An 18,781-nucleotide genomic window follows, 5' to 3' on the forward strand; every position below is an offset into this window, starting at 1 on the left:
CCCCCGCCTCAATGGCGGGAGTCGTTTTAGCCCCTCGCCGGGCGGGCGCTCCCGCGCCCTTGGCCCCCGCCTCAATGGCGGGAGTCTGTTAGCCCCTCGGCCCAAGCGGGCGCTCCCGCGCCCCCCGTCTCGCGAACTGCCTGAAAAGCAAGAGGAACGCACCCATGGGTTTCACCCGACGCACCCTTCTCGGCGCAGCACTCGGCCTTGGCGCGCTGGTCGCCACCGTGCCGGCGATGGCCGCCGACGTGACCCTGAAGCTGGGCTGGACCACCTCTGACGGTGCGACCGACCCCTATGCGATCGCGGCGCGCGACTTCGCCGCGGCGCTTGAGGCCGAGATGCCCGGCGTGTTCGAGGTGAAGTACTTCCCGAACCGCCAGCTGGGCGACGAGAAGGAAATGATCGAGGGCATGTCCTTCGGCACCATCGACGGCGGCATCATCACCAATGCGGTGATCGCCAATGTCGAGCCGGCCTTCCAGCTGCTGGACCTGCCCTTCCTGTTCGCGAACGAGGCCCAGGCCCACAAGGTGCTGGACGGCGATGTCGGCCAGGAGCTGATGGGCAAGCTGCGCAACCGCGGCATCATCGGCCTGGGCTTCGCCGAGGGCGGCTTCCGCCACATGATCAACAACACCCGCCCGGTGGCCCAGCCCGACGACGTGTCGGGCGTGAAGTACCGGGTGATGCAGAACCCGGTCTTCCTGGAAATGTTCAGCTCGCTGGGCGGCAACCCGGTGCCGATGGCCTGGGGCGAGACCTTCACCGCCGTGCAGCAGGGCACGATCGACGGGCTGGAAATTCCGGTCGCGGTCATCCAGGCCAACAAGTTCGCCGAGGTCACGAAGTATCTTTCGCTCACCCGCCATACCTATTCGGCGCTGGGCGTGCTGATCTCGAAGCGGACCTTCGACAAGATGACCAAGGAACAGCAGGAGGCGGTGCTGCGCGCGGCCCCCAAGGCGATCGCCGCCCAGCGCGTCCAGGTGGCAGACAACACCAAGCAGATCATCGAAGAGCTGAAGGCCGCCGGCATGACGGTCAACGAGATCAGCGATCCCGCCGCCTTCCGCGCCAAGGTGACCGGCGTCTACGACCGCTTCAAGCCGCGGATCGGCGCCGAGCTGATGGACAAGGCCCTCGCCGAGGTCAACTGACCCCGGTGACGGACCGTCCGGCCGGCAGTGCGCCCCCCGCGCTGCCGGCCGGATGCCATTCCGGACCAGCGCATCCCCCCGACCCTGACGGCAGACGGTAGCTCCCCCATGTCGGCTTTGCTCCAGACCCTCTCGCGCGGGCTTGCCCGGGTGACCGGCTGGGTGATCGTGGCCATCACCACCGTGATGATGGTGAGCCTGATCCTCCAGGTGTTCTCGCGCTATGTGCTCGGCCAGGGCTTCACCTGGACCGAGGAACTCGCCCTGTTCCTGTTCACCTGGGTGGTGCTGCTCGCCGCCACGACCGCGATCCGCGACGACGGCCATGTCCGCCTGCAGCTGGTCATCGACCTGCTGCCCGGGGCGGCCCGGCGGATCTGGATGCGCGTCCTGACCCTCGCCGTGCTGATCTTCTGCGTGGTCTTCGCCGTGACCGGGGCCGAATACGTCTCGGCAACGCTGGGCCAGGTTTCGGCCGCGGTGCAGTACCCGATCGAGGCGCTGCACATGGCGGCCCCCGTCGCCGGCGTGCTGGGGGCGATCCACGCCCTGGCCCGGCTGCTGGCGCCGCAATCGGTGATCGACGGCACGCCCGAAACCGGAGGCATGGTATGAGCACCGCCGCAGCCGTTCTGCTGATCGCCTTCGCCGTCTGCCTGTTCAGCGGCGTGCCGATCGTCTTCTCGCTGGGCCTTGCCGCCATCGCCGGGCTCTGGGCTGCCGATTTCGACCTGATCGTGCTGGCCCAGCGGACGATTTCAGGCACCCAGGTCTTCACCCTGCTCGCCATTCCGGGCTTCGTGCTGGCCGGGGACCTGATGATGCATGGCGGGCTGTCGCGCCGCCTGGTCCGGCTCTGCCAGGTGCTGGTGCAGCATGTGACCGGCGGGCTCGGCATGGTGACCGTGCTCTCGGCCACCTTCTTCGCCGCGATCTCGGGCTCGGCACCGGCCACCACCGCCGCCATCGGCGGCATCATGGTGCCCGAGATGGAGCGCCACGGCTGGAGCCGCCGCTTCGCCGCCGCACTCTCCACCGCCGCCGGCCCGATCGGGCAGATGATCCCGCCCTCGATCCCCATGGTCATCTGGGGCGTGGTCGCCGAACAGTCGATCACCAAACTGTTCCTGGCCGGCATCGTGCCCGGCATCCTGATCGCCATCGGGCTGATGACGGTGTGCTGGTTCGCCGCCCGCGCCCAGGGCATCCCCAAGGCGACCCGCCGGGCGACCGCCCGCGAACTGCTGGTGGCGCTGAATGACGGCAAATGGGCGCTGGCGGCGCCGCTGGTCATTCTGGGCGGCATCTATGGCGGCATTTTCACCCCCACCGAAGCCTCGGCGATCGGCGTCGCCTATGCCTTCGTGGTCGGCATGTTCATCTATCGCGAGCTGAAGGTCCGGGACCTTCCGGCCATTCTGCTCCAGTCGATGCGCACCACCACCATCGTCTGCAGCATCATCGCCGTCGCCTCGGCCTTCGGCTGGCTGGTCGCCATCGAACAGCTGCCGACGGTGATCGCCGAAGCCATTCTGTCGGTCTCGTCGAACCCGATCGTCATCCTGATGATGATCAACGTGCTGCTGCTGTTCATCGGCGCGATCATGGACAATGTGGCGGCGATGATCATCCTGGGCGGCGTGCTGACCAGCATAGGCACCAGCCTGGGGCTGGACCCGATCCATCTGGGCGCGATCGTGGTGATCAACTTCGCGATCGGCATGGCCACCCCGCCCTTCGGCTATTCGCTGTTCGTCGGCGCCGCGATCAGCAGGCTGTCGGTCGAAGAGGTCTCCAAGGCGCTCTGGCCGATGCTGCTGGTCAAGATTCTGGTGCTGGCCCTGATCACCTATGTCCCCTGGGTGGTGCTGGCCCTGCCTCGGCTGCTCGGCTGAAACCGGTCCCCGAACCGGGTCGAAACCGCCCCCGCCGGCCGCCGGCGGGGGCGGTTTCGTTTCGGACCGGCCCCGGAATTCTTAGAACCTGAAGTTTATTTTGGTCCGATAATATTCCTTGACGCGTTCATTTCGGGTGATAAAGTCGCGCAAGAATTAAACAAGAGCGGCATGTAGTCCATTCTTCATCAGCTGGGGAGCGGCATCGGATGAAGGTGTACGACTCGATCCTGGAGGCCGTCGGCGATACGCCGATGGTCCGGATCCGCAGCGTCTCGAAACAGGTCCCGGCGGAGATCTTCGCCAAGCTCGAATTCATGAACCCCGGCGGCAGCGTCAAGGACCGGCTGGTCCGCTACCTGCTGGAGCGCTACGACGAAGCGGGCGCGCTGACGCCCGACACCGTGCTGGTCGAGAATTCCTCGGGCAATACCGGCGCGGCGCTCTCGATGGCGGCGGCCGTGCGCGGCATCGGCTGCGTGGTGACCATCCCCGACAAGATGAGCACCGAGAAGATCGCCCGGATGCGCGCCTTCGGCACAAGGGGGGTGGTGGCCCCGACCGCAGTGGCCGCCGATGCGCCCGAAAGCTATTACAGCCAGGCCCGGCGTATCGCCGAAGAGACGCCCGGGGCGATCTATCCCGACCAGTACAACAACCCGCTGAATGCCGCCGCCCATTACGCCAGCACCGGGCCCGAGATCTGGGAACAGACCGGCGGCCGGATCGACGCCTTCGTCTGCGGCATCGGTACCGGCGGCACGATCAGCGGTGTGGGCCGCTATCTGAAGGAACGGGATCCGTCGATCCGGGTGATCGGCGTCGACCCGGAGGGCAGCGTGTTCCACGACCAGTTCCATCACGGCCGGTTGAGCACGCCGCATGTCTATCAGGTGGAGGGCATCGGCGAGGATTATCTGGTCGAGGCGGTGGATTTCTCGGTGATCGACGACATCATCCGGGTCGACGACCGGTCTTCGTTCCTGACCGCGCGCCGGCTGGTGCGCGAGGAAGGGCTGCTCTGCGGCGGATCGAGCGGGGCTGCGATGTGGGGTGCGCTGCAGGTGGCGGACCGCTTCCCGGGCGGCCGGATCGTGGTGCTGCTGCCCGATTCCGGCAACATGTATCTCAGCAAGTTCCTGGATGACGACTGGATGGTCCGGCACGGCCATCTGGCGGCCCCGACGGCAGCAACACCGCAGGCCATGGCGGCCGTGGCAGGTGCAGAATGACCGCCGTCGCAGCCGGGCCGTCCGTGGCCGAACCCCCGGTGGCGGCCGGCGTGATGCCTGGCGCGCGCTGGGCCTTCGCCGACCGCATCGACCTGATGGACGAGAGCCTGCGCGAGGGCGCCGAACGCGCCAGCGTGCCGCCGGACCTGGACGCCAAATGCGATCTGGCCCGGGCGATCGCCGATGTCGGCATCCGCACGCTGGTGGTCGGCATGTTCCCCGACGTGCCGCAGAATGCCGAACTGCTGGCACGGCTGGTGCGCCGCCAGCAGGCCGGGCAGCTGCCTGCCGATCTGCGCTTCATGGTCATCTCTCATGTTGGCGTGACCATGCGCCAGACGCTGGCCCTGCTCGACGAACTGGCGATCCCGCTCGACACGGTGCATGTGATCGCGATCCATTCGGTTTCGGATCTGCAGATCACCCATCTGTTTCCGACCATTCTGCGCAAGGACGGCGCCGTCGACTGGGATCAGGCCGCCTGGGAAGCGCTGGACGATGCCACGCGGCGGGCGCGCAATCTGGACTGGCTGGCCGATTTCCTGCCGGTGGTGACCGGCTGGCGCGGCGGCGGGGTGATGGTCGGGCTGCTGGATGCCTTCCGCGCCGATCACGGCCATCTGATGAATGCGGTGGCACCCGTGGCCGCGGCCGGCATCCGCCAGATCCGTCTGGTCGACACCGCCGGCACCTGCCTGCCCCATCAGCTGCCCCAGACGGTGGGCGAGCCGGTGGCGCGCTTCCCCGACATCGCCTTCTACGGCCATTTCCACGACGATTTCGGCATGTCGACCGCCAATGCGGTGATGGGGTTGTCGCTGGGGCTGAAGGGGGTGGACGTCTCGGTCGGCGGCTTCGCCAACCGGGCCGGACATCCGCCGCTGGCCGAGGTGGTGATGGCGCTGCGCAAACTCTACGGCGTGGAGCTGCCGGGCATGGACGCCACCCGGCTGCACGGCCTCAGCCGCATGGCTGAACGGATCTACGGGTTGATGGAAAACCCCGCCCAGGCGATCACCGGCGTCGTCACCCACAGCGTGCAGAGCGGCATCCGTACCGAGCTGCTGCGCAAGGCCCCGCGGATCTTCGACGCGATCGCCCCCGAAGAGGTCGGTGCCCGACTGGTGGCGATGTTCGGGGTGCGCAGCGGTCGCGACGGGCTGCTGCGCTTTCTGCGCGAACGCCAGCTGCTCGCCCCCTTCGGCCTGGAGCCGACGCCCGAGATCGCCGACGCGCTGTTCGAACATCTGGACGCCGAATGGGCCCTCCGCAGCGCCGGCGCCCGCGCCCGGCTGGGCGAGCTGATCGAACAGTATCAGGACACGCTGAACGCATCCTTCTTTACCGAAGAGGCTATGACGTCATGGCTGAGCGCGCATCTGACCGCCGTGCATATGAAGACGGCCTGACCGCCACCGCCGCCGCGGCCGCGCTCTGGCCGATCTTCCGCGACCGGGCCACCGGCGCCGATGAGGAACAGTGGCGCGACATGCTCGACCTTGCGGCGATCGCGGCCGCCGGGCTGACGCAGGAGAACGGGCTGGACCCGGTGGGTGAACTGGCCGTGCACCGGGTGCTTTATGCCATCTATGCCGGGCGGATCCTGGTGCCCTGGTCGCCGCAATGGCGCGATCTGGACGATGTCCGGGTCGATCTGCTGCGCCGGACGCTGGAAACCGGCTGGGAGGCGGCCGAACGCCGCCGGCTGACCGGCTTCTTCGGCCCCCTGCCGCAGGTGACGGATTTCGCCGGCTGGGCCACGCATCACTGCCAGGCCCACCGGTCCAATGTCGGCCACCCGCTGTTCGATTTCTTAAGCGACCGGGCAAGCTTCGACCAGCTGCGCAGCTTCATCGTTCAGGAAACCCCCTTCGACATCCATTTCGGCGACATCGTAGCCATGATGCTGCCGGGGGTGCATGGCGGCGCCAAGGCCGAGTTCTCGCGCAATTTCTGGGACGAGATGGGCCGCGGCGACCAGCGGCTGGCGCATCGCCAGCTCCGGCTCGACATGATGACGGCGCTGGGCGTGCGCGAGGATGTGCATGTCACCGAGGTCGAGGCCTTCTGCCTGGAAGAACTTCGCCTCGCCAACATGTATTTCCACGGCGTGTTCAACCGCGCCCTGCTGCCCCAGGCGATCGGCATGATGCTGGCCACCGAACTGATGGTTCCCGGGCGGCTGGACCGGCAGATCCAGGGCTGGCGGCGGGTCGGGCTGGATGACGACACCATGCGCTATCTGATCGAACACACCGTGGTCGACATCGAACACGCCGCCGGCTGGATGAACGAGGTGGTGCTGCCGATGCTGGCCGAGCGCCCCGAGGTGATGGGCGAAATCGTCCTCGGCATGGCCCGCCGGCTGGAACATGCCGCCGCGGTCTGCGACCGGATGATGACGCTCCTGCCTGCGGCGGCCTGAATGACCGCCCTCGCCGTTGGAGACCTTCTCTCCCGAACCCCTGCCGCTGAAATCGTCCTTGCCGGCTGCGGCCTGAGAGGCATGGGGCTGCTGACCGCGACGCCGGCCCTGCTCGACCACCGCCTGACGGTGGTCGATGCGGGGCCGCGGCCGGGGCCGGGGGCCTTTCCGGGATACCGGATCCAGTCCAATTCCGCCGGCGCCGATTTCTTCGGCTGGGTGGATCCGGCGGGGCCGTTCGGGGCCGTGCTGGACGATCCGGCCGTGCGCCGGCTGCGCGAGCATCAGGGCGCCTTCGATCTGGCGCTGCTGGCGGGCGCGCTCGACCGCTTCGGCGACAGGCTTGCCGCATTGCTGCCGCCGGACCGGCTGATCCGGGGCGATCCGCTGGTGCATGTGACGGTGGAGGGAGAGGCGATCGCGCTGACCCTTGCCTCGGGCCGCCGCATCGACACCCGGGCACTGGTGCTGGCGCTGGGCATCACCGAACCCGCCCATGACGCCCTGGCGCCCTGGGCGGGCCGTACCATCCCCTCGGGCCGGATCGTGCGCGACCATCTGGCCGCCCTGCCGCCGGTGCCGGCAGACCGCCCGGCACGGATCGTGATCGCCGGCGGATCGCACAGCGCCTATTCAGCCGCCCTGGTGCTGGCCGATGCCGTGGATGCGGGCCGGCTTTCGGCCGAGGTCACCATCCTGCATCGCGGACCCGCCCGGCTGTTCTACCCGAACATGGACGCCCATGCCGCCGAGCCGCATGGCCCGCTGGAAGCCCTGCCCGACCCCGCCCGCGACATCTGCCCGGAAACCGGCCAGATCTTCCGCTATTCGGGGCTGCGCCACCGGGCCCGCGCCCTGTTCCGCGAGATCGCCCTGGGCCGCCGCCCGGGCTTCACCCAGCGGCAGATCCCCGCGATCGACGATGCGGCCGCCCTGCTGGACCAGGCCGATCTGATCGTCCAGGCGCTGGGCTATCGAAGCCGCCGGCTGGCGATGACCATCGACGGCCGCCCCTGGGATCCGGCCGGCGGGCGGCCGGTGGTCCGCCCGGAGCCCGACGGTCGCATCCCGCTGCCGGCAGGGGCTCGCGCGCAGATCTTCGTGATGGGCATGGACCCCTACCCCTATGACGACGGCGCACTGACCCCCACGGGGCAGTATGCGCTGCGCGGCGGCCAGATCCTGGCCGCCCTTGCCCGGCCGCCTGCGGCCGGACAGCCCCTCCCCCTCGCAGAACCCGGATGAGGTACGGCCATGGCGCATATGGTCTTCGTGGAAACCACCCGCCCCGCCACGCGGGCGATCGATCATGCGCTGGCCATGGGGCACGAGGTGACGCTGATCCGATCCGGGCGCTTCGACTGGTTGTTGCCGCCCGCCGAGCATGAGCGGATCCGCGCGCTCGACATCCGCCTGGTGGAGATCGCCGACACGCGCTCCGATATGCTGATCGAGGCGGCGCTGCGGGATCTGATGGCCGGCGGGCCGGTGGATGCGGTGCTGACCGCCCTGCAGCCGGCCGCCACCCCGGCCGCGATCGCCGCCGGCCGGCTGGGCATCCGGGCGACGGCGGCACGGGGCATGATCAATGCCCGCGACAAGGCGCTGACACGGGCGGCACTCGACCGCGCAGGGCTGCCCTCGGTCGCCCATGCCACCGTCCGCACGCTGGAAGATGCCCTCGACGCCGCGGCGCGCATCGGCTATCCGGTGATCGTGAAGCCGGTGAACGGTCTGGGCAAGGCACTGACCACCTGGGCGAAGACGCCCGACGACATCCACCGCCATTTCGCCACCCTGGCCGAGCGCCGCGAGGTGCTGCAGACCGGTCTTGCCGACGAGCTGGCCGATGCCGCCTTCATCATCGAAGAGATCGCTCGCGGCCCGCTGCATTCGCTGGAACTGGCGGGCCTCGCCTCGGGCGCGAAGGTGCCGCTGATCCTGGTGCGGCGGAAAACCGGGCGGGATGATCCGGTGCTGGAGATGGGCTCAACCGTCCCCGCACCGCTCTCGGCCGAAGACCGCCGGGCGGCGGGCGATTACGCGGTGGTGGTGGCCGAGGCGCTGGGCCTCGACATCGGCATCTTCCATATCGAGCTGATCATGACCGACAGGGGCCCGCGGCTGGTGGAGGTGAACCCGCGGATTGCCGGCGGCGCCATCCCCGATCTGATCCGCACCGCCACCGGCATCGACCCGTTCGAGCTGCTGGTGCGCGTCCATGCCGGCGAAAGCCCGGTTTCGGACTGGCTGCCCGAGACCTGTGCCGCCAGCCACAGCTTCATCACCATGGCCGAAGACTGCACCATACGTGCCGATCTGGCTCCCGACTGGTTCGAAGCCTTCCGGCCGCGCATGGCCTCAGGCGGTTGCGACATCCGCCCCGGCGCCAGCTACCGGCGCATGGATGGCAACCAGGATGTGTTGGGCGTTGTTCGAATGGTTGCACCCACCATCGGTGAGGCGGCCGCCGCCTGCGAGGCGCTGCGGGCCGAGATCGCCGACACACTGGGCGTGAAGCTGGTGGAGCTGGTGGAATGAGCGGCACCACCCAGGCACTACCCTCGCGGCTCGCGCTCTTCGCCGACCGGCGGTTCCTGCTGCTCTGGGCGGCGATGCTGGTCAGCGCCACCGGCACCTTCATGCTGCTGCTTGCGGTTTCGGCCGAATTGCTGAAGCGCCACGGCTCGGGGCTGGGTGCCGCCTCGGTCTTCGCCTTTCAGTGGATCCTGCCGGTGGTGGCGGTGTCGCTGGTCCGCCGGCTGGCGGAAAGCCGGCGGCTGCGCCGCACGGTGATCCTGGCCGAAATCGCCGGGGCCGTGATCTCTCTGGCGATCGGCCTGCTGCTGACCGCCGATCTGACCGTGGCGGTGCTCGCCTGCTTCCTGATCCGGGGCCTGGCCGAAGCGGTGACCAAGACCTCGCGGGTGGTGCTGGTCAAGCTGATGTTCCAGGGGCCGGCGCTGACGCTTGCCTCGTCCACCTTCAACCTGTCCTTTTATGTCGGCGGGGCGCTGGGCGGGCTGGCGGGCGCGGTGGCGGTAGAACATCTGCCGCTGATCGGCGTCTGCGCGGTCGACGCCATGACCTTCCTGATCTCGGCCGCCTGCTACCGGGCGCTGCCCGATCTGAGGCCGGCCGAAGACGCAGCCCCCCGCGCGCCCGGCCGGCGCCGGGGCGCGATCGCCGAAGCCCTGACGCTGATGCGCGCCGATCGGCGGCTCTGGCTGGCGGCGGGCTATGTGGTGGCCGCCACCGGCGTGCTGCAGGGGTTCCACAACACCGCCCGGGTGGTGCTGCCCATGCGCCATCTGGGGCTGGATGAAAGCGCGGTGATGCATCTGCAGATCACCAGCGGCCTCGCCATCATCCTGGGCGCGGTGGCGATCCCGGTGCTGGGGGCGCTCGCCCGCCATCGCAGCTTCGCGCCGCTTACCCATCTGGGGGCCTGCGTGATGCTTTGGGCGGTGACGCTGGTCGCCGGCGAGACGGGGCTGCATCTCGGCTATTTCGCCTATATCTTCCTGTTCGAAGCCGCCTTCACCGCCGCCCAGGCCCAGCTGATCCAGGCCACGCCCAGCCGCGACATGGCCACGATGCAGGCGGCGGTGGGGGCGCTGGGCACCAGCCTGCTGATCGGCTGCACGCTGTTGAGCGGCGCGCTCGCCGATCTGATGCCGCTGCCGGTGGTCGCCGCGATCACGGCCGGGATCGGGGTCGTCATCCTGCTGGGTATCGAGGCGGGCAGCCGCCACGGCATCCGCAAGGCGGCCGGTATCTGATGAAGGCCCATATCTGATGAAGGCCCATATCTGGTGAAGGGACTGCTGCACGACCGCAACTTCCTGCTGATCCAGGCGGCGACGCTGATCAGCGCCACCGGCAGCTTCATGCTGCTGCTGGCGGTTTCGGCCGAGCTGTTGCGGCGGTCGGGATCGGGGCTGGGGGCGGCGTCGGTCTTCGCCTTTCAGTGGATCCTGCCGGTGCTGGCGGTGTCGGCCGTGCGCCGGATTGCCGATCTGCCGGGGCTGCGGCGGGTGCTGATCCTGGCGGAACTGGCCGGCGGCGCGCTGTCGCTCGCCATCGGCCTGCTGCTCACGGCCGATCTGCTGCCGGCCGTGCTCGGCTGCTTCCTGCTGCGCGGCTTCGGCGAGGCGGTGACCCGCACCGGCCGCGTGGTGCTGTTGCGCCGGCTGTTCGACGGCCCGCGTCTCGCCGCGGCCGCGTCCAGCTTCAACATCGCCTTCTATACCGGGGCGACGCTGGGCGGCGTGGCGGGCGGGCTGGTGGTCGGGCGGCTGTCGCTGACCGAAATCTGCGCCCTTAACACCGCAGGCTTCGTGGTGGCGGCGCTGTGCTGGCGGGCACTGCCGGATGTGCGCGCTGCAGCCGATGCCGCCGGAAGAGGTGGCGGCGCCCTGCGTGACGCCCTGCGGATGACGGCCGGCAATCCTGCCCTGCTGCGCCAGGCCGGCTATGTCGTGCTCTCGACCGGCGTGTTCCAGGGCTTCCACAATGCCGCCCGCACCCTGTTGCCCATGCGCGGGCTGGGGCTGGACGACCGGGCGGTGATGCATCTGCAGGTGGCAAGCGGGCTTGCCATCATCCTGGGGGCGGTGCTGGTGCCGCTGCTGGGCGGGCTTTCCCGCCGCCGCTGGCTGACGCCCTGCGCCTCGGCGCTTGCCTGCCTGCTGCTGGCGGCCGCCAGCCGCGCGCCCGGGCTCGGCCTGCTGATCGCCGCCTATCTGGCCTTCCTGGTCGCCTTCGAACTGGCCTTCACCGCCGCCCAGGCCGGGCTGATCCAGGCCGCGACCACCGGCCAGATGGCGACCATGCAGGCCGCCGCCAATGCCGGCGGCACGGCTCTGGTCATCCTGGTGACGCTGGCGACCGGCGGGTTGGCCGATCTGATGCCGATGGCGGCCGTAGGCCCGGTGATCGGCATTCTGGGGCTGATGCTGATCGCCGGGCTGGAGCTGGCCGCGCGGCGGGCTCAGGCGATGCTGTCGACCACGCCGCCATCCACCCGCAGGGCGGCGCCGGTGGTGGCGGACGACAGCGGCGAGGCCAGATAGACCGCCAGATTGGCGACCTCGTCGACCGAGGCAGCGCGCCGGATGAGCGAACCCGGCCGGTTGTCGGCCACGAAATTCGCGGCACTGTCTTCGATCACATCCCCGTCCACCGGCCGGCCATCCGCCTCCAGCATGCGCCGGAGCCCGCGGGAGAGGGTCGGGCCGGGCAGGATGGCATTGGCGGTGACGCCGGTGCCGGCCAGCCGCTTGGCGAGCCCCCGCGACAGGGCGAGATAAGCGGTTTTGGTGACGCCGTAATGGATCATGTCGGCGGGGATGTTGAGCGCCGATTCAGACGACAGGAAGATCACCCGCCCCCAGCCGCGATCGACCATGCCCGGCACCAGCGCCCGCGACAGGCGCATGCCCGACAGGAAGTTGACCGCCAGGATCTGCTGCCAGAGATCGTCATCGGCCTCGAAAAAATCGGCCGGGCCGAAGAAGCCGACATTGTTGACCAGAATGTCCGGATGCGCGACCGCCCCGGCCAGGGTGTCGCAGCCGGCTTCGGTGCCGAGATCAGCGGCGACACCGCGCACATCCGCCCCGGGCACGGCCTGTTTCAGCGCCGCCACTGCCTGGTCGACATCCGGCTGGTGCCGGCCGTTCAGCACCACGGACGCCCCCGCCCCGGCCAGGCCGCGGGCGATGGCATGGCCGATGCCGGCGGTGGAACCGGTGACGACGGCCGAGCGGTCGGTGAGATCGATCTTCATCGGGTTTGCCTCCAAACGACTGCGGGATCGTCAGAGGTGCGAACGCCGTGGCAGGCGATGCGTTCCGGCCGGACCGATCAGCGATAGCCGGTGGGATCGGCCGGCAGGCCCGCCTCCTGCACCTCCACCAGATAGCGGAAGCAGTCGGGGCGCGACCCGTCGAGATCGTCGATGCCATAGACCCGGGCCAGTTCGCCGCTGGAGGTCGAGCCGCCGTTCCAGCGCATCCGCCGGGGGTCTGCCGCCAGCGCCGCAATGCCGCGGCCAAGGAAACGGGGGGTTTCCGAGATGCAGAAATGCGGTTCCCGCGCAATCGCCTCGCGCCAGCCGGCCTCGGTCACGCCGTAATGGTCGAGCATCATCTCGGACCGCATCCAGCCCGGCGTCACCGCGACCGAACAGCAGCCATGGGGCTCAAGATCGCGGCCATGGGCCCAGGCCATGCGGATCACCGACATCTTGGCCAGATCGTAGAAGGGAGACAGCCGGTAGCGGCCGGCATTGTAATCGGCGGTGCCGTCGGTCACCTCGACCAGAACCCCGCCGGGCCGGCGGATCAGCAGCGGCAGCAGGTGATGGGCGGCGATCAGATGGGTGTCGACCGCGTTGTGCAGCAGCCGCAACCCTCTGTCGAGATCGTGCCCCCAGACCGGGACATTCCATTCGGTCAGCAATTCGCCGCCCCAGACATCGTTGACCAGCAGGTCGAGCCGGCCATGGGCCGCATCGATCCGGGCGGCCAGCGCGGCCACCGCCGCCGGGTCCAGATGGTCGAGCACGACCGGAATGCCGCAACCGCCGGCCGCCGTGACCAGGGAAGCCGTTTCCTCGATCGTCTCGGGCCGGTTGTAATCCGAGCGGCGACCGGCGGTGGAGCGGCCGGTGACGTAGACCGTGGCCCCGGCGGCGCCCAGTTCGACCGCGATCCCGCGCCCGGCGCCGCGCGTTGCGCCGGCGACCACGGCAATCCTGTCCGAAAGAGCCGTCATGAACCCTGCCTCCCTGGATACGGCGCTTCCATCTGCGCCTCGGATAATTTATAAACGAACATTCATTTATAATGAAAGCCCGAGATCTGCAAGGGGAGGACGACATGGCCCGCCGACGCAGCCTGCCCGATGACCGGATTCTGGAGATCACCCTCGCCCTGATGCACCGGCTGGGGCCGCAGGCGGTCACCTTCGCAGCCGTGGCGACGGAAACCGGACTGTCCGGCGCCACCCTGGTCCAGCGCTTCGGCAGCAAGCCGGCGATGATCCGGGCCGCGCTCGATCTTGCCTGGACGCGGCTGGAGACCGCCACGGCCGAGGCGATCGCCGCCTGCCCGCCGACACCGGACGGTGCGGTCGCCCTGCTCGCCGGGCTCTCGCAGAGCTATGGCGACATCGACAGCTATGCCGACGGGCTGATGGTGCTGCGCGAGGATCTGCGCGACCCGGAGCTGCGCGCCCGCGGCACCCGCTGGGGCAACGGTCTGGCCGCGGCGATCGACCGCTGCTTTCCCGCCCAGCCGGGTGCCGGCCGGCTGATGATCACCCAATGGCAGGGCGCGCTGATCTGGTGGGGCTTCGCCCCCGACCGGCCGATCGACCGGGTGGTGGCGGAAAGTCTGGGCAGCCTGGCAGGGCTGCTCGCCGGACGGCCGGTCCCGGCGGAACCGGCCGGCGGCGCCTGATCGCGCGCGCCAACGCCTCCTCCCCCCCTCAACGCCTCGCCACCGCCTCACCCGGGGTGGCGTCAGGCGGTGGCGCCCAGATCTTCCGAGATGATCCGGCAGCGCTCGGCCAGCAGAAGGGCGGCCGGGTGGTCGGGGTCGGCGAGCGCACGGTCGGTGCCGATCAGGGTCAGCACGCATTGCGCCTCGTTCTGCCAGTCGAGCACCGGGCTCGAAGCAGCGGCAAGGCCCGGCACCACCGAACCGTCGACGGTGGCGACCCGGCGGGCGCGGATCTCCGCCACCAGCGCATCGACATCGACCGGCGGCAGATCCCGGCCGGCGGCACGGGTTTCGGTGGCGAGCACCGGCGCGGTGACGCTTTCGGGCAGCCAGGCCAGAAAGGTGCGGCCGGTGGCCGACCGCAGCAGCGGCATCACCGATCCCAGGCTGAGCGCGCCCACGAAGGGCACCCGGCTGCGATGCAGCCGGACGACGACGGCGCCGTGCAGGCTCCAGACCGCCAGATGGGCGGTGAACCCCGAGGCCTCGGCCAGTGCCGGCAGTTCGGCCGCGGCCCGCGCGACCGGATCGAGCCGGCCCATGGCGGCCAGCCCCAGCTGCAAGGCGATCGGCCCCAGATCATAGCGGCCGCCATCACCATCCTGCACCACCAGCCCGTCGCGGACATAGCTCGCCAGATAGCGATGGGCATTGCTGGCCGAGATGCCGGCCGCCTGGGCGATGGCCTTCAGCGGCAGCGGCCCGCCGGCGCGCATCAGCACCATCAGCACGCGGTTGCCGATCTCCACCGACTGAATGCCGCGCGATCCGGCGGCCGCGCCGATCGCGCCCCCCTCTTCCAGCTCGATCGCTGCCATGGCGGGGTCCTGTCCTCCCATTGTTTCCGACGCCTTGCGGCAGATCGCCGCCGCGGCGATCGACCGCATGGGCGCCTGCATTGGCGTTTGCTTCTGAGCAATCGTTTTGCTAATAGAGAATACAGAGCCCGAAGACGGGTGACAACATGTCGCACCGACGGCCGGCGATCTTCAGTGTCGCCCCGGCCCAACGGTCGCAAAGCAGAGGCCGGGTCATCAGCGGGTCGCGTGGGAAACGCCGCCGTCCTCCCGGCATGTGCCCATGGAGGAATTTCGATGACCGCTCCCACCGCTTCAGGCCCGACCTCTTCAGGCCTCCCTGAAAGCTACGCCGCCGAACTCGACCGGCTGGACATGGCGCCGCTCTGGACGGTGCTGGCCGATCTGGTGCCCGAACATCCGCGCCCGAAGGCCGTGCCCCATCTCTGGCCCTATGCGACCGCGCGCGAGGTGCTGCTGGAAAGCGGCCGGCTGATTTCGGCCGAAAAGGCCGAGCGCCGGGTGCTGGTGCTGGAAAATCCCGGCCATCGCGGCGAGCACCGCGCCACGGCGTCGATCTATGCCGGCCTGCAGCTGATCCTGCCCGGGGAACGGGCGCCCGAACACCGCCACACCCAGTCGGCGCTGCGCTTCGTGATCGAAAGCGACGGCGCCTATACCACGGTCGAAGGGGCGCGGGTCGACATGGCCCCCTTCGATCTGGTGCTGACGCCGCGCTGGCGCTGGCATGCCCATGGCCATGACGGCAGGCAGCCGGGGGTGTGGCTGGACGGGCTCGACATCCCGATGATCAGCCTGTTCCAGGGCGGTTTCGCCGAGCGGATCGGCGACAACGAGGCCCCCGCCCGCCGGCCGGACGTGTCGCCCGCCATGCATGCCGCGGGGTTGCGGCCGGCGGCCGGCACTGCCGCCGCCGCCCATGGCCTGCTGCATTATCCCTTCGCCAGCTGGCGCCCGGCGCTGGATGCCGCACGTGCCGCAGGCGGCGTGGAGCCCCATGACGGCGTGCGGCTGGAATTCACCGACCCGGCCACCGGCGGCCCGGTGCTGCCGACGCTGTCGGCCTTCGCACAGCTGGTGCCGGCCGGGACCGCCACCCGGCCCGTGCGCCGCACCGAAAGCGCGATCGTGGTCGGTGTCGAAGGTCGCGGCACGCTGGAAATGAGCCGCGCCGACGGCAGCCGCGTGGCGCTTGCCATCGGCCCGCGCGACGTGGCCGTGATACCCTCCTGGTCCGATCTGTCGATCACCGCCGAAGCCGGCGAGGACCTGGTTCTGTTCAGCCTGTCGGACCGGGCGGCGCAGAGCGCGCTCGGCCTCTATCGCGAGGAACGTGCATGACCACCGCTGCCACCAGCCCGGAGATCACCGCCGGCGGCACCGCCCCCACCGTCGTCGTGCCCGTCGAGGGCGGCGGCGGCTTCGCGGTGCGCCGGGTGTTCTGCGTCGGCCGCAACTATGCCGCCCATGCCCGCGAGATGGGCCGCGACCCGGATCGCGAGCCGCCCTTCTTCTTCACCAAATGGGCCGAAAGCGTGGTGCCCGGCAGCGGCACCATCACCTATCCGCCGCGCACCGCCAATTATCACCACGAGGTCGAACTGGTGGTGGCGATTGCCGAAGGCGGCGCCAACATCCCGCAGGACCGGGCGCTGGATCATGTGTTCGGCTATGCGGTCGGCCTGGACATGACCCGCCGCGACCTGCAGCTGGCCGCCCGCGATCTGGGCCGGCCCTGGGACGAGGGCAAGAATGTCGAGCAGAGCTGCCCGATGGCGGCGCTGGTGCCGGCGGCCCGCATCGGCCACCCCGATCGGGGCCGGATCGTGCTGACGGTGGACGGCGCCGTGCGCCAGGAGGCGGACCTTGCCGACCTGATCTGGAGCGTGCCCGAGATCGTGTCGATCCTGTCGGAGAGCTGGACCCTTCAGCCCGGCGACCTGATCTTCACCGGCACGCCCGCAGGCGTGGGGGCGGTGGTGCCGGGTGCGGTGATGCATGCCGAGATCGACGGCCTGCCGGCGCTGGACGTGACGGTGGCGGCGGCCGGCTGACGGGCGCCGGAAGAAAGACGGGTGCGGCCGGCGGGGAATGACCGGCCGCCCCTCCATGACATTGGGGAGGAGACGACCATGCGCGGTTTCATCGCGGCGGCCTTCGGGGCCGCCCTCACCCTCGCCGGTCTGGGCGGCGGTGTGGCGCCGGCCGCGGCGCAGGAAACGGTGACGCTGAAGATCAGCCACTATCTGCCGGCCAGCCACGGCTTCCAGGCCGATTTCCTGGGCCCCTGGGCGGAAGAGCTGGAGCGGCGCACCAACGGCAAGGTGAAGGCCGAGATCTATCCCGGCACCAGCAGCTTCGGCAATGCCGCCCGCCAGGCCGACCAGGTCCGCGCCGGGGTGATCGACATCGCGCTGGGTCTGCGGGGCATTCCGCGCGGCCGGTTCGAGCGCAGCTCGGTCTTCGAACTGCCCTTCGTCGTCAGCGAGGCCGGTGCCGGCACCAGGGCGATGTGGGAGATGTACAAATCCGGCGCGCTGGCCGACGACTACAAGGATTACAAGGTTCTGGCGCTGTTCGTGCACAATGGCGGCCTGTTCCACACCACCTCTGTCCCCGTCCATGAACTCTCGGATCTGAAGGGTCTGCGCCTGCGCACGCCGAGCGAGGCGGTGTCGGTGATGCTGCAGTCGCTGGGCGCGAGCGCGGTGGGCCTGCCGCCGAGCGAGATTTACGAGAACCTGCAGAAGGGCACGCTGGACGGGCTGGTCACCACCTGGGACCTGGTCGGCGCCACCCGGCTGAACGAGGTGGTCAAGTACCACACCGACGGCCGGGTCTATACCGCGGCCTTCTACGTGCTGATGAACAAGCGCAAGTATGAGAGCCTGCCCGCCGACGTGAAGCAGGCGATCGACGAGACCACCGGCGATGCGCTGGTCGCGAAGTTCGGCGACTGGTGGGCGAAGTGGGACAAGGCCGGCCGCGAGGACGCGGTCGCGCGCGGCCACGAGATCATCGAGATCGACGAGGCCACCCGCAACCGCTGGCGCGAAGAGCTGACGCCGATGATCAACGCCTATATCGAGCGGCTGCAGAACAACGGCGTCGCCGATGCCCGCGCGCTCTACGACCAGGCCCGCGACCTCACCGCCCGCTACGAGGCCGCGGAATGACCAAAAGCCCTTCGGCATCGCCCCGGCCCGCACGCGGCGGTGCCGTCCGGCTGATCGACGGCCTGATCGAGGCGGCGGCGCTGTTCGGCGTCGCCTGCCTCGGCATCGGGATCGTCGCCACGGTGGCCGATGTTCTCGGCCGCCAGGTTCTCGGCTTTCAGGTGACCGGCACCGTCGACCTCACCCAGCTGGCGGTGGTTACCTGCGCCTTTCTCTCCCTGCCCTTCGGCTTCCGTCGCGGCGCCCATGTCGCGGTCGAACTTCTGGACGACCGGCTGCCGCCCGCGGCCCTGCGTGCGCTGGATCTGCTGGCCGGCATCGCCGGGCTGGCGGTCATGTTCGTGATCGCCTGGCGCGGCTGGGGCGAGCTGGAGCTGGCGCTCGACTATGGTTCGATTTCGCAGGATCTGGGCCTGCCGCTCTGGATCCATCGCGGCCTGGTCGTGGCCGGCGGCGCGCTCGGCGTGCTTGCCTGCCTGATGAACATGGCCGAGGCCCTCGGCCTCTGGTCACGCCCCGCGCCCGCCCCTGCCGGCGCCTCCGTCTCCGTCAACGAGGGCTGAGTTC

General features: G+C 69.7%; 18 protein-coding genes. 15 read left to right on the forward strand and 3 right to left on the reverse strand.

Annotation, left to right across the window (positions count from 1 at the left end):
• The first annotated feature begins 164 nt into the window (after nt 1–164).
• From dctP to CMO28_RS20335, 10 genes are all read left to right on the forward strand, one after another.
• The gene (gene dctP, locus CMO28_RS20290; RefSeq protein WP_296716258.1) at nt 165–1,160 is read left to right on the forward strand and encodes a TRAP transporter substrate-binding protein DctP; all 996 of its coding nucleotides are present in this window, start codon (nt 165–167) and stop codon (nt 1,158–1,160) included.
• Nucleotides 1,161–1,268: 108 nt separating this feature from the next.
• Nucleotides 1,269–1,775, forward strand: a complete 507-nt coding sequence (locus CMO28_RS20295; protein WP_296716259.1) for a TRAP transporter small permease — start codon at nt 1,269–1,271, stop codon at nt 1,773–1,775.
• Nucleotides 1,772–3,055: a TRAP transporter large permease gene (locus CMO28_RS20300; RefSeq protein WP_296716262.1), complete on the forward strand. Its 1,284-nt coding sequence runs from the start codon at nt 1,772–1,774 to the stop codon at nt 3,053–3,055. Before CMO28_RS20295 ends, CMO28_RS20300 begins: the two co-directional genes overlap by 4 nt.
• Before the next feature lie 209 nt (nt 3,056–3,264).
• On the forward strand, nt 3,265–4,287 hold the full coding sequence (locus tag CMO28_RS20305) for a PLP-dependent cysteine synthase family protein (protein WP_296716263.1): 1,023 nt from the start codon (nt 3,265–3,267) through the stop codon (nt 4,285–4,287).
• Nucleotides 4,284–5,696: a homocitrate synthase gene (locus CMO28_RS20310; protein WP_296716265.1), complete on the forward strand. Its 1,413-nt coding sequence runs from the start codon at nt 4,284–4,286 to the stop codon at nt 5,694–5,696. The genes CMO28_RS20305 and CMO28_RS20310 overlap by 4 nt, the downstream gene beginning before the upstream one ends.
• A complete protein-coding gene (locus tag CMO28_RS20315; RefSeq protein ID WP_296716267.1) occupies nt 5,651–6,712 on the forward strand; it encodes an iron-containing redox enzyme family protein in 1,062 nt (353 codons plus the stop codon). The genes CMO28_RS20310 and CMO28_RS20315 overlap by 46 nt, the downstream gene beginning before the upstream one ends.
• Entirely contained in the window at nt 6,713–7,957 is a 1,245-nt protein-coding gene (locus tag CMO28_RS20320; protein ID WP_296716269.1) for a hypothetical protein, read from the forward strand.
• Nucleotides 7,958–7,966: 9 nt separating this feature from the next.
• Entirely contained in the window at nt 7,967–9,253 is a 1,287-nt protein-coding gene (locus CMO28_RS20325) for an ATP-grasp domain-containing protein (protein ID WP_296716271.1), read from the forward strand.
• Nucleotides 9,250–10,494, forward strand: a complete 1,245-nt coding sequence (locus CMO28_RS20330) for an MFS transporter (RefSeq protein ID WP_296716273.1) — start codon at nt 9,250–9,252, stop codon at nt 10,492–10,494. The genes CMO28_RS20325 and CMO28_RS20330 overlap by 4 nt, the downstream gene beginning before the upstream one ends.
• Before the next feature lie 33 nt (nt 10,495–10,527).
• Nucleotides 10,528–11,787 carry an MFS transporter gene (locus tag CMO28_RS20335; protein WP_296716274.1) on the forward strand — a complete coding sequence of 420 codons (1,260 nt, stop codon included), beginning with the start codon at nt 10,528–10,530 and terminating at the stop codon, nt 11,785–11,787.
• On the opposite strand, the gene CMO28_RS20340 is transcribed toward CMO28_RS20335, so the two are convergent.
• Nucleotides 11,706–12,503 (reverse strand): SDR family NAD(P)-dependent oxidoreductase, encoded by a 798-nt coding sequence (locus CMO28_RS20340; RefSeq protein ID WP_296716276.1) that lies wholly within the window; start codon nt 12,501–12,503, stop codon nt 11,706–11,708. The two genes, CMO28_RS20335 and CMO28_RS20340, sit on opposite strands and share 82 nt — an antisense overlap.
• A 77-nt stretch (nt 12,504–12,580) precedes the next feature.
• Nucleotides 12,581–13,492, reverse strand: coding sequence for an SDR family oxidoreductase (locus CMO28_RS20345; RefSeq protein WP_296716278.1), 912 nt, complete (start codon nt 13,490–13,492; stop codon nt 12,581–12,583).
• Between the two features lie 104 nt (nt 13,493–13,596).
• On the opposite strand from CMO28_RS20345, the gene CMO28_RS20350 reads away from it, so the two are divergent.
• A complete protein-coding gene (locus CMO28_RS20350) occupies nt 13,597–14,178 on the forward strand; it encodes a TetR/AcrR family transcriptional regulator (protein ID WP_296716280.1) in 582 nt (193 codons plus the stop codon).
• A 62-nt stretch (nt 14,179–14,240) separates the two neighbouring features.
• Here the strand turns inward: CMO28_RS20350 and CMO28_RS20355 are convergent, their stop codons facing one another.
• Nucleotides 14,241–15,038, reverse strand: coding sequence for an IclR family transcriptional regulator (locus CMO28_RS20355; protein WP_051045636.1), 798 nt, complete (start codon nt 15,036–15,038; stop codon nt 14,241–14,243).
• Nucleotides 15,039–15,314: 276 nt separating this feature from the next.
• On the opposite strand from CMO28_RS20355, the gene CMO28_RS20360 reads away from it, so the two are divergent.
• From CMO28_RS20360 to CMO28_RS20375, 4 genes are all read left to right on the forward strand, one after another.
• A complete protein-coding gene (locus tag CMO28_RS20360; RefSeq protein WP_296716283.1) occupies nt 15,315–16,379 on the forward strand; it encodes a cupin domain-containing protein in 1,065 nt (354 codons plus the stop codon).
• On the forward strand, nt 16,376–17,092 hold the full coding sequence (locus tag CMO28_RS20365; RefSeq protein ID WP_296716284.1) for a fumarylacetoacetate hydrolase family protein: 717 nt from the start codon (nt 16,376–16,378) through the stop codon (nt 17,090–17,092). The genes CMO28_RS20360 and CMO28_RS20365 overlap by 4 nt, the downstream gene beginning before the upstream one ends.
• 78 nt (nt 17,093–17,170) lie before the next feature.
• Nucleotides 17,171–18,214, forward strand: a complete 1,044-nt coding sequence (locus CMO28_RS20370) for a TRAP transporter substrate-binding protein (RefSeq protein ID WP_062765668.1) — start codon at nt 17,171–17,173, stop codon at nt 18,212–18,214.
• Complete coding sequence (locus CMO28_RS20375; RefSeq protein ID WP_014748260.1) at nt 18,211–18,777, forward strand: TRAP transporter small permease; 567 nt, start codon at nt 18,211–18,213, stop codon at nt 18,775–18,777. The genes CMO28_RS20370 and CMO28_RS20375 overlap by 4 nt, the downstream gene beginning before the upstream one ends.
• The last annotated feature ends 4 nt before the right edge of the window (nt 18,778–18,781 follow it).

Source organism: Tistrella sp., from assembly GCF_002684955.1.
GTDB classification, from domain to species: Bacteria; Pseudomonadota; Alphaproteobacteria; order Tistrellales; family Tistrellaceae; genus Tistrella; species Tistrella mobilis.